We start from the raw sequence: 15,269 nt of genomic DNA, 5'->3' as shown, positions 1-15,269 counted from the left end.
AGGAGACGGCTTCGATCTTTATCGTTTTTGTCTGATTGTGTGTTATTCACTCTTTATCCACTTCCACTCCCAATATTCAACCGAATAATCTAATTCTTGACTATAATCTACCTCCTCAGTAAACCAATCTGTGTCTTTTCCCCAATTTATGATATCGTTAATAAAGTTTTCTTTGCACAATTCTTGGTTGTTTTTTACGAAGTTTTTGTTTACTAATCCTTTCTCTAACCATTCCAAGAATATTTTCCCTAATTCATATTTTGTTCGATTTTGTACAATTTCTCATATTCTTCTACCGAAACGCAGAAATCTATTGTTAAATAATTGTCTTTATTCGAATAGCGGGTAAAAAAATTCTATTGTATGAATCAGGTAAACAACGGATAGCAATACCAATATTCGTACTGGTATTGCTATATTTAGTATTTATTTTGTCTTCTAAGATATCTCTCAATTCAGATGCTAGTTCGCCAGCATGCGCACCTGCTGTGTCAGAAACAATGGGGAAATTCATAATACTCTCGTTTCTGCTTATAGAGAAGGTATCACTTCTTTAATACTTCCGTCTTCATTAAATTCCATTTTGTCTATACATACTTCTCTAAAAGTTCCCGGATAAGGTTTCTTCATTCCATCAGGACGTGAAATCCGGTGATAAACAATATAGAACTCGTCTTTATCAGGTATCTGTAATACTGAATTATGCCCAGTTCCAAATATACCTCTCGCTTCATCTTTCTTGATAACAATATTATTCTCGGGTATTGTCAACGGGCCCAAAGGTGTTTTAGCGGTTGCATACCTTACTTTATAATTAGGGCTACCGGTGTCATCTTCAGACCAAAGGAAATAATAGATGCCATTTCGGTAAAACACATAAACGGCTTCACGGAATGTTTTGTCGGGAGTCAATACTTTAAGAGTGTTTTTCTTGATTGATATCATATCCTTGTTTAGTTCAGCTGCTGCCATATAACCATTGCCCCAATAAATATAGCTCTTCCCTGTTTGAGGATCGCTAAAGACATCAGGGTCTATTTCCTGTCCACGATTTATACCATCGGGTTTAAAATCGATAAGTGGTTTCCCTGAATCGACAAAAGGCCCTGTCGGATTATCCGAAACGGCAACCCCAATCATCTTACGCCCACCGTCTTGTCCGCCACTGAAATAGTAATAGTATTTGTAATCATTCTTTCCTACCTTCTTTTCTATAATGCAAGGTGCCCAAGAATTACCATTCGCCCACGATACATCTTTTCGTAAATTCAAAATTACACCTTCGTCTTTCCAGTCTTTCAGATTATCTGACGAGAACGTCTTGAAATAATATCCTCCCCAACCGTCGAAACCGTCACTGGTGGGGTAGATGTAATATTTATTGGTTTTATTAGAATAGAGTATTTCGGGATCGGCGAAATAACCTTCTAGTACTGGGTTTTTGTCAGTAGGCATTTCGAAGTCTTCGGGAATACCCCATTTGTCGGTTAAGGCTTTCAATTCTCGCCGGGTTACAGGTATCACGGAGCCATGGCGAGGATGAAAATTCATCGAAATCTCTTTATCTATCGGCTTGAATACATCTAAATCCTTACTCTCGCAGAACTGGTATTTACCTTTCATATAAACATCATACATCAATATGTAGGTGTCGCTGTTAATTAGCTTGAACACTCCCGAACCTTCCACAGCTTCGCGTGTCTGTTGTTTATAACCGGGTTGTTCTAACCACTTGCCCGATGCAAGAGAGTCGGTGATGGCTAATCTGATGCCGTTACCATGACCTTCGGTTTTGTAGAACATATAGAAAAGGTCATTTTTATTGATTATGTCACCATCAATGCATGATTTCCCGTTTTTAGGGAAGAATAATTGCTTGGGTTCTCCTATCAGGTCGGTGAAATCTTCATTTGCATAAGCATAATAAATAATATCAGGACCGGAGCCATGCTGCATCGACCAATAAACCATATACTTTTCGGCACTGGGATCATAGATGGTTTGTGGAGCCCATACCCGTTTCAGGTCTTCCTGTCCGGAATATTTCTGCTGTATGTTGACAACCGACGATGTCCAATTTATCAGGTCGGAAGATTTCAACAGCACCATAGCACGGTTTGAGTCCCAACCTTTGGATGAGGTCATATCGGTAACTACCATATAGAATGCTTTGCCATCCTCTGTTCTCAAAATGTGAGGATCGCGTACACCTCCAGTAGAGCTGATTTGTTTTGAATCCAATATAGGAGTATTGTTGTTTAATGCCAGATAGTTATACCCGTCACGGCTCACCGCATAGCATACAGCTTCATCTTCTACAGCATTGCCTTTGAAGTAAGCAAACAAATAACCGGCATAGTCTTTTTCGGCAATATTAGATTTGATCTGCTGTGCGCTTGTTTTAATACAATACAGCCCGAAAAAGGTTAAAAGAATAAGTTTTACAGATGTTCTCATTGTATATAGTTCTGTTTAATAGAATAAATTTGTACAAACTATGGGATATGAATTCAATGGAGATTAAACAACTTTGTTTAATCTCCATTGAGAATATGCATAGGGTTGGTATGACATTCTGTTTAGGCTATCACAAATATAGTAAAAATGGATCTATATTCATTTATGCGACGAAATCTGTTGTACTTCCCAGTTAATACCCAAAGGATTGTTACGCATTCTCCATACTATAGGGATGCGGGGATTGTCTAGTATCCATATCTCACATCCTTCCACATTATCTATTACATGGATCAGATTATGGCCCATTGTTTTCTCATTTGTATCTAAAACTGAGTATTTGGTTTGGTTATAAACAAATGAGTTATGCTCTTTCAACTGTTTGTATGCCGCCTGCGAGAGTATAGCTACAGTTTCTTCGGATGGGAGCTGTACATGTTTACCATCTTCCGGTTGAAGAAAGCTAAGACGGATAGCTTCTGCTACCGATTTCTTTCCCATACCATAACTGCCTGATTGCCATTTAAGATTACGCTCTATTCCCCAATTCATATACAATGTGTCTCCTTTCTCTTCGAAAGTGGTTTCATATCTTCTCGTCTGTCCGTGAAGGCTATACACAAATACAAGGGAATCAGCAATGATATTCTTCGCCAACAGGTTTCCTACAGGACTTATACACAACACAAATAATAATATAATATATTTTTTCATCTCTTCTTGATTCCTTAATTAGACAATAACTGTTTGCCCCATTCGCTTGGCTTTTCACCCATAATCAATATAAGTTCGCCACCATCAGTTATGTCCTTGTGACGTATGGCCGAGTATGGGTATGTGTTCCCATTTAGAGTAACAGTCTGTATATACTTATTTTTATTTGAAAGACCTTTGGTTGATATTTTGAACATTTTTCCATCTTCCAATTTGAACGAAGTTTCTTCCAGTAAGGGTGTATTAATAAGATAATAGTCTTGTCCGGCATTAGGATAAAGTCCTGTCATGTGGAAAGCAAGCCATGAGGACATAGCTCCCGAATCGTCGTTACCCGGCAATCCGATAGATCCATCGTTATAGTTTTTACGGATGATTTCATGAACCCGGTCACTGCTTCGATGCGGCTTCCCTATCCAATGATAGAGGCACGGTGAAAGGAAAGACGGCTCGTTGTTAACATTAAAGAACTCTTTGTCGAAAAAGATATCCAAACGTTCTTCAAACTTTTCTGCACCGCCACATTTCTCAATCAATCCGGGAACGTCGTGTGGAATACTCAACGAATATTCCCACGAAGAGGCTTCGTAGAAGAACATATCCCACCAGGGGGTATACCACGGCCCTTCGAATGTTACCGGAGTATAGGTAAAGGTCGGTTTTTGTATCTTAGACTTGCCGAAAGGTATATTGTCCAGCCAGTTGCCTTTTTCGTCACGTGGCATAATAAAGCCTTTTGCTCCGGCGTGCTCATAACCATCGCGCCACAAATTCTTCCAATTGCCCGACTGTTTCAGGTAGTGATCATATAAATCTTCTTTACCCAAGCCTTTGGCGACAAGTGCAATTGCATAATCGCAGTAAGAATATTCGACAGTACGGTTTCCTGCACGAGGGATACCATAGGGAATGTAACCAAGTTGCAGATAAGGTACGAGTCCGCCACGTCCTTCTGCTTCCCCATTACCTCCCGGAGGTACGGTTGCATCTTTTAACATGGCTTCCAGTCCCAGTTCATAATCTATCCCTTTCAGTCCTTTTACGAAAGCGTCTGCTATCACTATTTCAGCATTTGAGCCTCCTTGTGTACGTCCGTTACTGTTTCCGCTACGTGCATCGGGCATATAGCCATCGCGTTTGTATATGTTGATGAGCGAACGTACAATGTCTGTTTCCCGTTCGGGGTCTATCAGTGTTATCAGGGGCGATGATGTCCGGTAAGTATCCCAGATAGCGTAGAAGTCATCATAATACGGTTCGTTATCTGTCCAGAGCGGATTTTCGCCGCTGCGATCCACAGGCATCAGCATAGTATGGTAAAGGGCTGTATAAAACATGCGCTTGTATGCATCGGGTGTACGGGGTGATATTTCGATCTTCCGGAATAACCCTTCCCACTGATCCAGTAATTGCTGATGTACTGTCTCGAACGACCAGTGAGATATCTCAGCATGTGCATTCTCTCTTGCTTTTAGCGAACTGAGGAAGGAAATACCAATTTTCAGTTGTATCACATTGTCGGAAGATTCGAATTGAAGCAAAGCTCCTGTTTTCTGTTGGGAATCGTATTGATACTTGTCATTTGTGATTTTATTGCCTTTCCATGTGGATGTACGTACGAAGGGCTTGTCGGTTTCGGCATAGAAGTAGACTGTATATGCACGTCCATTATTCCATCCTCCGCGTATGCGGGTATAACCCATAACTTCCCTGTCGGATATAATCTGTATCTCTGAACCTACAAATTGTTGTGCTTCGCGGGCATCCGGTACAGAGCTTTCTCCAAGGAAGAAGCCTGCATCTATGGCGAGTGATTTCAATGAATCGGCAGGATAAGTAAATCGGTAGAACGAAGCCTTGGGGGCAGTGGTTATTTCGGTTTGTATGCCTGAAGCCTTGAATTGAGTGGAGTAATATCCTAATTTGATGGTTTCATCCTTCCGGTAGTCAATATGCTGGATGCGATCCATCCCTTCTCCAAAAGGCATAACCAGAATATTTCCATATTTAGGGCCACCTCCCGTTCCGCTGACATGTACTTGCGAAAAGCCATCGACTTGTTCGGGCATGGGTAACCAGCCACTATTCGGACGGGCTGTGCAGTCCGGTGACGGTTTTACCATCCCGAAAGGGCAAGACGGGCCAATAAAGACCCGTCCTAAGCCTTCGGAACCGATGCGAGGATCGACATAACGGTTTAGAGCTGTTTCTTGTGCAAAGCTGTTTATGTAAGAAAGTAGTAAAACGGATAGTACGAGTATATTTTTTTTCATCAGTCTTGTCTTTAAAAGAAAACCTTGTACTACAGTTGATATGATGGTCAGATGTAATACAAGGCTCTATAAGTTTTAAAATAAAACGATTTTTTTAATATCCCTTATTTTGTGACCAATTGGTATTAGTATTCAGAATATATGTCGGAACAGGGAAAATACGACGATAAAGCTCTGTTTTGGCACCCGGATTGATAACGTGTTTGTAACCCCAATCGTTCTCAAATTTGCCATAACGGATAAGGTCGTTACGACGCCAGTTTTCGTCAGCAAATTCGCGGGCACGTTCGTCAAGTAGCTCGTCCAATGTAGGATTAGCTGTAACTAGTGGTGCATTGACATAACTACGTATCTGGTTCATCAGTGACATAGGGGTATCGCCATTGGTACTGGTTGCGCCGCGCAGAATGGCCTCGGCTTTCATCAATAATACATCGGCATACCGGAAGATAGGCACATCATTACTTTGGTTACGGCTTTGTGAAGCTGTTGTATTCAGATCCATGTAAAATTTGATGGAGCGGTAGCCTTGTGAACGGCCGCCATGCGCTGTATTGTCAACCGGCATAGTTTCATCTAAACTGTTCAATGTGATTACTTTTGTTAACGTTACTTGCTGATCACTAACTATCCATGGAGTGGTGGTCGCTTTGTAAGTACTCGCATTACGAATATATAGTGGTCCGCCAATAATCTGATCGTTACGGGCATCCCCTGGCAGATTAAATTTGTCTACGAATTCGGTGTTGATCGCAAAACATCCACCTACGCTGCTTGGTAAGTTTACACCATAGAATTCGGTATTTCCATTGCGGTGTGTCCAGAAACGGGCGTAGGTCATACCTTGTTGTGTTTCGCGGTCGAAAGGCATAGCATAGATGAAATCCTTGATATGCGAACCATTTTCGGGATAAAACTTGGTAAGGTAAGCGTCGGACAAATCGAATTTGCCGGATGCAATAATGTCGTCACACACTTTAACCAGATCATTCAGTTTGCTGTTACTTACGGATGGAGTATATGTAGCTACATCGCTACTGGTATAAACCGCCCAGTTCAGATAAAGTTTTGCCAGTAAAGCATCAGCCATCCATCGGGTAGGCTTGCCATAAGTAGAAGCATCTACTTCGGTAGGTAACAGGTCTAATATAGCTAATAATTCCGATTCTATATATTCAGCTATCACGGCGCGTGGAGAGCGGTCTACTGCTTCATCTGCATCCAGCACGTGATCCAGTAGCGGCACATCACCATAACTATCCATCAATACCCAGAAATAAAAGGCACGGGCAGCCCGGATAGAAGCGGTTACGTCGGCTTCTTCCCCTCCCATTTCTGCAATCAGGTTATTACAGGTTGTAATACCTGCTGTGAAATTCTCCCAGTAGCCGATTGCTGCATCATCCGGAGTCCAGCTATGCAAGCTCATATGGTTGTAACGACCATTGTCGTAATAGTCTGAACCATTGAAAGAGAAAGACATTGTTTCGTCCGACGACAAGGTCTGGGCGTGATTATAGTCGCGACCCAACGGTCCGCGCATAGCGTAATAAGCATTAGCTGCTTTGGCTTCTGCCGCCAGTTCCGAATCGGGGAATTCCGTGTATTGAGACTTAATATCTACATCAAGATCCGTACAGCCGGCTACGAGAGTCAGCAGTGCAGCCGACATAAATAATTTCAAATATTTAGTTTTCATATTCATTGCATTTTAGAAGTTGACATTAACACCGAACATAAAGGTACGTGTACGTGGATAAGTCTGACGGTTGTCGATACCTGGTTCTATGCCACCCAGACTTACTTCAGGGTCGATGCCTTTGTAACCGGTAATAGTGAAAACATTGTTACACGTAGCATATAAGCGGAGCCCTTTGATATATTCGTTCATATACCCGAAGTTGTATCCCAAAGATAGAGATGACAGGCGCACATAAGTACCACTTTCAAGATAGCGGTCGGATGGTGCATGAGAGTTATAGTCGGTTACCGGATTTTCATCTGCGATAGAAGCCAATACGTTTTTACCGGCAGTCACATTACCTATATTATTCAAGTAGGCACGCGATGCATTCAGTATCTTGTTTCCGAATACTCCCTGAACGAATGCAGTCAATGTCCAGTTCTTATAAGTGATCGAGTTGTTCCATCCTGCAGTCAGTTTTGGTTGTGCCGAACCTGCTTTTGCACGGTCGTCATACAATGGGCTGCTGGTTGTTACATATTCTCCGGTTGCATTATCGATATAACGGCCGTCGGCTTGTTTGGTCACATTACCATCATATCCGCCCTGATCTTTATATAGCGCTTCGAGGCTGCTTTCGCCGTATACATAGAAGTGCGAAACACCGTCTTTTACTCCTGCCCATTTCCACAGATAGAACTGGCCTATAGGAGAACCTTCCATTACACGCTGGTTATTTGCTGTAGCAAAACCTGCTGCATCGACATTCCCTTTGTCTAAATAGTCGACTGAATATGAACTGTTAGATAATTTAACGACCTTGTTCTTGTTGTGCGAAAGGTTTATTGAAGTTTCCCACATAAAGTCTTTTGTTTTTACAGGTATTGCATTGATCGTAAGTTCGATACCCTTGTTGCTGATTTCGCCCACATTGGCTGTCAGCCAGTTGTACTGATATTTGGTTGTCGAAACGGCATAATCGGCGATCAGGTCTTTCGTACGTTTGTCATAATATTCGATTGTTCCGTTCAAACGGTTCTTGAAGAATCCGAAGTCTATACCGATATTAAACATGCCTGTACGTTCCCATTTCAGATCGGGATTAGCATTGCGGGTAGCACCAAGTATATGTATTTGTTCTGTTTCGCCCGTTGAGGTCAGGTTTTCGTACCAGCCTGTCGCTCCATAAAGTTGGGTAGCTGTAAATACATCAAAGCCTAGTGAGTTACCGCTTACTCCATAGCCTACACGTAATTTCAAATCATCAAAGATATTCAGGTCTTTAATGAAGTTTTCTTCAGTAAGACGCCATGCTCCGGATATAGAGGGGAATGTAGCCCATCGGTTGTTTGCTCCGAAAGCAGAAGAGCCATCACGTCGAACAGTTGCCTGAAGTAGGTACTTGCTGTCATAAGAGTAGTTGACGCGACCATAAAACGAGATCATGCGTAGAGTAGAAAGAGCCCAGCCTCCTAAACCGTTCTTGTCGATTTTATTAGCTAAGGCCATATTGTGGTAAGTCAAAGCATCATTGTAATAATCGTAGGTAGTCACTTGGAAACCGTCGTTATCGTTCGATTCTTCCCACGAGTAGCCGCCCATTAAACCTAGTTTATGAACTTTGTTAAATGTTTTATCATAATTGACGTAGGTTTCCATTACTTTCTTTTTGTTTGTAACGGACGAGCGTTGAGCCTTACCGTTCATGCCGCTGGCTATTAAAGAGTTGGTGGTGTTGTAATTGCTGTAAGTATATTCTTCGTTCTGATAAGCCAGGCTGAAATTGTAAAGCAGCCCGTCTATGATTTTTAATGAAGCTTTGGCATTTCCTTGTAGGCGCTTACTTTCGGTATCATAGATATTTTCATTAATCAAGGCTGCCGGGTTATAGTTTTGCGAAATACTACTGTTTTCGTACCAACTACCATCTGCATTGCGGACAGGAACTAGCGGCGAATAATAATACATGGCATCCAATACGCTTTTTCCCTGTCTTCCGTCGTCGCCTGTTGGGATAGTGCTGTTGTTGGTTACACTACCATTGATACTGAATGAGAGCGTAAGACGGTCCTTCAATCCGGTAGTCTGTACAAAAGCCCGTCCGATGATGCGATCTGTGTCTGTACCTTTGATAACACCCTGACGTTCCATATAGTTAATGCTGGCATTATAGGCCGATTTGTCTGTACCTCCACTGATTGATAAATTATGGTTGTGACTGAATGCTGTACGTTGTACCTCGTCTTGCCAACGGGTATCGGCTCCCAGATCATTGAACAGTTCTATACCTCCCGATTCAGCATACTTGCGAAGTTGTGAGGCATTCATTACATCGTAATTCTTTAAGACATTGTCGATTGCCACATAAGCACTATAGTTGATACTTGTATGTCCGGCTTTGCCTTTCTTGGTAGTCACTATGATCACACCATTGGCAGCTTTCGATCCATAGATGGCAGTTGCAGTTGCATCGCGCAATACATCTATACTCTCAATATCATCCGGTGCGATCAGCGATAGTGACATACCCGGAATACCGTCTATTACATAATATGGCTCCATAGCTGCTCCGGTACGTAAGGTCGAAGCCCCACGTAAAGTGACAGTGGGCGAAGCGTTGGGGTTACTACTTTGCGTTATAGTCAGTCCCGGAACTTTACCTTGCAGAAGTTGTGCCGGATCGGAGTAAACACCTACGTTCAGTTTTTCTGCTCCTACTGTAGTTATAGAACTGGTTACATCTTTACGGGTCATGACACCATAACCAACTACCACGATTTCATCGAGAGTTTTAGAGTCTTCTTCCAATGTGATGTTGATTACATTCTGACTTACTTTTATTTCTTGTTGAATAAAACCAAGAAAAGAAAAGACAAGGGTTTGCCCTTTCTCTGCTTCTATTGAATATTTACCGTTATAATCGGTCATAACACCGTTTGTAGTACCTGCCACCGATACGTTGGCTCCCGGCAGGGGATCACCTGTCTGGTCAGAAACAGTACCTGAAACCCTGTTTTGGGCAAATGCCAGGGTACTGCTTATCAAGAACACAATTAGGAGTATCCTCCGGGTAAATGTTCTTTTTCTTCTTATATGTACATTCTGCATAAAATTGAGATTTAATTAGAGACTTAGTTTTCTTTATCTGTATTCATAAATTATTTCGGGAGTATAAGAGTCTGTTTAGATTTTGTTCAATAATAACTTCGGGGCGACATTAAAGCCTTCTGTTATAGCTAAACCAAGAGAAAGTATTATTCTTTATTCTGTTACCTCAGTATCTCTCTTATGTTTGCAGCCAATTCATCATCCCTTTTTACATGTTGGCTATCCATAGTGTTTAATAATCTTCTATTATAATGTTTTTTTTTACACATTAATATCGGGTATTAGTTAATACTGTTAGGTGAATATTATTCGTTTGGTTTAAATCTCTGAAAACTTTATGTTTATTGGTGAGGTGAAACTCAAGGAATCGATCTCTATTTAACTGTTTTACATCATTTCACTAGAGTTTGGACAGACTCAAGGTACTATTACCTGTTTACAGGTCTTTTGTCAAATGTTATCATATATTGTTAAATATTGTTACATAAGCCGTAGTTGTTTTAATCAGTTATTAATTGCTTAAGGGGAAAGATGAAATGAATTTCATCACGTTCAGGTAGTACCTTACTATTATTAATAATAGGCGTAGGTCAAGGTAAAAAATAAAAGGTTTTTTTTCATGGTATTTTAGGTTTTGATTACTGCAAATTAAAAACAATAATATTGGGTGCAGGGGGAAAATGATGCAAAAGAAGGGGAAAATAGTATAGTTGGCTTCTGGTTATGGAAAGGGAAGTTTGGAATTAAAAATAAAGTTGTACCTTTTGTTTCATAAATTAGCCTATACGAGAATTTTAAAAGCCAGGGATTACAATGAAACGATTCTTCTTGCTGGCCCTGATAGGGTTACTCCAAGCATTGGTGCTTTTCTCTCAGAATACTAACCGGTTTTTCGACCAGTACAATTTCAAATTTATAACTGAGAGTAAAGGACTGCCATATAGTTTTGTGAGCGATATTTTTAAAGATTCCGAAGGGTACATTTGGGTTGCAACACATCATGGGATAGGCCGGTATGATGGCTATGAGTTCTTGAATTACGATATGCAATCTGAGCCTGTACGCCTAAAGAATGATTTTATACATAAGATATGCGAAGACAATTACAAACGGCTCTGGATTGTCTCGGAAGGAGGAATCGATATACTCGACCTCAATACTTATTCTTTGGTTGAACTTCCTCTACTAATGGATAGTCCGTTACACCAACTGATGAATGAATATGTGCGTACAATATATAAGGATAAGCAGGGTAATCTATGGATTTCGGGCAGCAAAGATTTATGGTGTATAGAATTGGACGATAAGGGAGCAGTGAAGGCATATTATTGCCTCAAGAATGCCGGGACATCGCCTATACATACGATCATAGATACAGGTTGGGCTATTTGCGCTGGTATAGATAATCAGGTTTGCCGTGTTCAAAAACAATCTGGTAACCAATTGATTGTTGAACCTTTATCCGGTAACCTGACACCTTTTAGCGCAGACTGGCGTATTTCCTGTATGCAGGACGATGGCGAGTTTTTGTGGATTGGCTCCAACCGAGGTATATTTAAGTATAACCACAATGAACGGAGACTGAAAAGATACCGCTACTCTACGCATCGTCCCGGAATGTTGAGTCAAGCCTATATAACTGATATTAAACTGACCGATCGGGGACATTTGATTGTATCTACCCTCAATGGATTGAATGTTTACGACCGGGCTACAGATACCTTTTCTTTCATCCGGCAGACGAGTGAGCGGAATGATGCTACAATTAACTGTAATGCTATTAATTGTCTGTTCACCGATGGTGAAACAATCTGGCTGGGTACTGAAACAGGAGGAATTAACCTTCTTACTCCAAAGCGTCTCCAAACCGAACTGTGGACATGCGGAACTTCTTCTATGAATGTAGATACTCCCACTCCTGTAAATTCAGTGGCTGAGGATAAGGATGGTAATCTCTGGATGGGATTAGTCGAACGGGGATTGATGAAATGGAATAAAGAAACCCGGGCTTGCACTCAATTTCTTTTTTCACCAGATGACATTACTACTATCAGCAATAACACTATCAATGGTATACTGATAGACTCTGACGATTATTTGTGGGCATATACGTGGGGTGTAGGTATTAATGGGATAGACTTGAATATTTCTAATAATCGTACATTCAAGCGCTATACCCGTGAAACCATCCCAGAACTGGAAGGCGACTTTATTAGTAGTGCCTGCGAAGATATGGTCAATCACGGAATCTGGTTTGGTTCTACACGAGGGATACATTTTTATGATAAGCGCAAAGGCTCTTTCACCAGAGTATTATTCGACCAATCCGATAATGAGTTTGAAGCTATCCATGCACTATTGATAGATCGTAAAAAGCGTTTGTGGGTAGGGACCACACAAGGAGTGTTTATCGTAGATTTACCATCTTTTGCCAGGTCTAATAGGCACTTCGATTATAAATATCTTAGATATAAATTGGATAATCCGGAGTCTACTCAATTAGAAAAGATAAATAGTATATTGGAGGATAAGAACGGCACAATCTGGCTGGGAAGCAATGGGCATGGTTTGTATCAACTGACAAGCGATAAGAATAACCACTTCGTCTTTAAGAACTATACCACAAGGCAGGGATTGTCTAACAATACTATTATCGGTATGGCTGAAGATGCACAGGGGAACTTGTGGCTGACAACAAATGATGGTATCTCGCGGTTGAATATACAGTCCATGACATTCAGTAATTACACGCAAGCCGATGGGTTGCCTGCTACTCAATTTTATTGGAATGGTATCCGTTATTCGGCTATACATGACTTTATTTATTTGGTAACTATCGATGGGTTAGTTATTATCCATCCTCAGGATGAAACTTTATTGCCTTCCGCTTCTCGGGTGAAGTTGTCTTCACTGGTTATCGGGGGCAATATCATTTATCCGTCCAGTGGGGATTACCTGAAACAAAACATCACTACAGCTTCGGATATTTTCCTGCACGAAAGGGAGAGCCGGTTTTCGGTTGGTTTTACAATACAAGACTATGCCAACAGTAGCCGTATCCGCTTTGCATATCGATTGAAAGGATATGAAGAAGAATGGACTGAGACCCAGCCCGGAAACTATATGGTTAGGTATACGTCCGTCCCTGCCGGAGATTATATATTGCAGGTACGCGCTACAGATGGATCGGGGCGTTGGTCGGATGAGGTTACCGAAATAAAAGTCCATATAACTCCTTATTTTTATAAAACTATCTGGTTTTATCTATTACTTATTGTTGCTATCAGTTTGATCATTTATCTGTTCTATAAAAGAAAAATACGTACTTACAGGGAGCAAAAGGCACGGCTTGAGAGAAAAGTAGAACAGCGAACACAAGAGCTGGCCGTGCAAAACAAGCAACTGGAGGCAATGGCCAAACATGTGCGGGAAATAACAGAAGAGAAGATAGTCTTTTTTACCAATATTACCCATGAGTTCCGTACTCCCGTCACTCTTATACATGGTCCTATCGAACATGCCATGAGAGAAACACAGGATCAAAAGGTAAAAGCACAGTTGGAGATTGCCGAACGGAACTCACGCTACCTGCTTTCTCTGGTAAATGAACTGATGGACTTCCGGAAACTGGAAATGGATAAAGTAGTATTGGATAAGCATCCCGAGAATTTTGTCAATTTCCTGTCGGATTTGCTTTTACCTTTCAGGGTTTTTGCTCAGGAAAGGCAGATTAGTATTGATTTGTATTTCCGTCTTGATAATCCTTATCTTGTTATCGATGCCGGATATATGCGTAAAGTAATGATAAATCTGGTATCCAATGCTATCAAATTCACACCGGACAATGGACGTATCAGCATTTTTATAGCATCCGTCAAAAGAAAGGAGAACGAAAATTCGCTTTATATAAGTGTTCGCGATACAGGTCATGGTCTTGAGACAGAAGATATGGTGAAGATATTCGATCGTTTTTACCAATCCCCCAAAGTTCGGAAATATCCTGTCTATGGTCAGAGCGGTACCGGTATCGGACTTTTTCTTTGCTGGAAAATTGTGGAATTGCATGGAGGAGAAATCTGGGCGCGTAATAACTCTGGTCGGGGAGCTTCGTTTCGTATATTGATGCCGTTGGTCCATGCCGAAAATGTAAAACAGGTTGACAAAGAAATATCCGAAGTGACTGATGACAGTTGTATACCGGATATACAGCAACCGGCAGACAGTACTAAGAAAGCAACTATTCTGATAGTGGAAGATAATAAAGATATGCGCTCGTATATCCGCATGCTACTTGTCAGGGATTATCGGATATTTGAGGCCGGAGACGGAAAAGAAGCTCTTCAGATTGTACAGAAGCATGCCATTGATTTGATTATATGTGACCTTATGATGCCTGTAATGGATGGTATGGAACTATCGCAGCGTATCAAAGAAAATCTGGCAACGTCTCATATTCCGGTACTCATGCTTACTGCTGTCCGTTCCGAACTTCAGGAAAAAAGAAGTTTCGAGATCGGTGTCGACGAATATCTTTGCAAGCCTTTCGATGAGGAAGTGTTACGGCTTCGTATCCGTAATATTCTCAATCTGAGGAATAAATATAAAAAGATGTTTTCGGCAAGCAGTAATGTCGAAGAACTGCATATACAGGAAGAATCCAGAGATAAGACATTTATTACAAACGCCGTTAACCTGATGAAGGAAAATTATGCTGAATCCGAATATAATCTGGAGCGGTTTGTCCGTGATATGGGATATAGTAAAACATTAGTAAACAAAAAAATGCAGGATCTGACAGGGCAGCCTATCGGGCAGTTCATGAAGAATTACCGGCTTAATGTCGCACAAAAAATACTACAGGAGAGGGCAGGAGATGTCAATATTTCTGAGATAGCCTATGCTGTAGGTTTTAATGATCCCAAATATTTTACAAAATGCTTTAAAGAGTTCTTTGGATATCTGCCTAGCTCTAAGCTTAATAAGAAGTAACCCTCGATAATTAATAGAACGATAGTGTTATGTTATGGGTTTTT

6 protein-coding genes are annotated in these 15,269 nt (G+C 41.0%); 1 reads left to right on the top strand and 5 read right to left on the bottom strand.

The features are described 5' to 3' along the window. Positions 1-531: 531 nt before the first annotated feature. The 5 genes from BUC12_RS05365 to BUC12_RS05345 form a co-directional block, all read right to left on the bottom strand. Entirely contained in the window at positions 532-2,457 is a 1,926-nt protein-coding gene (locus BUC12_RS05365) for a family 43 glycosylhydrolase (RefSeq protein ID WP_062175897.1), read from the bottom strand. Between the two features lie 159 nt (positions 2,458-2,616). Further along, a complete protein-coding gene (locus BUC12_RS05360; RefSeq protein WP_062175899.1) occupies positions 2,617-3,171 on the bottom strand; it encodes a hypothetical protein in 555 nt (184 codons plus the stop codon). Positions 3,172-3,185: 14 nt separating this feature from the next. Then, a complete protein-coding gene (locus tag BUC12_RS05355; protein WP_062175901.1) occupies positions 3,186-5,444 on the bottom strand; it encodes a GH92 family glycosyl hydrolase in 2,259 nt (752 codons plus the stop codon). A gap of 94 nt (positions 5,445-5,538) precedes the next feature. Continuing rightward, a complete protein-coding gene (locus tag BUC12_RS05350; protein ID WP_062175904.1) occupies positions 5,539-7,143 on the bottom strand; it encodes a RagB/SusD family nutrient uptake outer membrane protein in 1,605 nt (534 codons plus the stop codon). 12 nt (positions 7,144-7,155) lie between these two features. Further along, entirely contained in the window at positions 7,156-10,236 is a 3,081-nt protein-coding gene (locus BUC12_RS05345) for a SusC/RagA family TonB-linked outer membrane protein (RefSeq protein ID WP_062175906.1), read from the bottom strand. An 813-nt stretch (positions 10,237-11,049) separates the two neighbouring features. On the opposite strand from BUC12_RS05345, the gene BUC12_RS05340 reads away from it, so the two are divergent. Continuing rightward, on the top strand, positions 11,050-15,225 hold the full coding sequence (locus BUC12_RS05340) for a hybrid sensor histidine kinase/response regulator transcription factor (RefSeq protein ID WP_062175908.1): 4,176 nt from the start codon (positions 11,050-11,052) through the stop codon (positions 15,223-15,225). Positions 15,226-15,269 lie beyond the last annotated feature (44 nt).

Source organism: Indolivaga macrotermitis, assembly GCF_900128985.1.
Lineage (GTDB): Bacteria > Bacteroidota > Bacteroidia > Bacteroidales > Dysgonomonadaceae > Dysgonomonas_A > Dysgonomonas_A macrotermitis.
The sequence above is the reverse complement of the archived record's forward strand: the minus strand, read 5'-3'. Positions and strand labels throughout refer to the sequence as shown.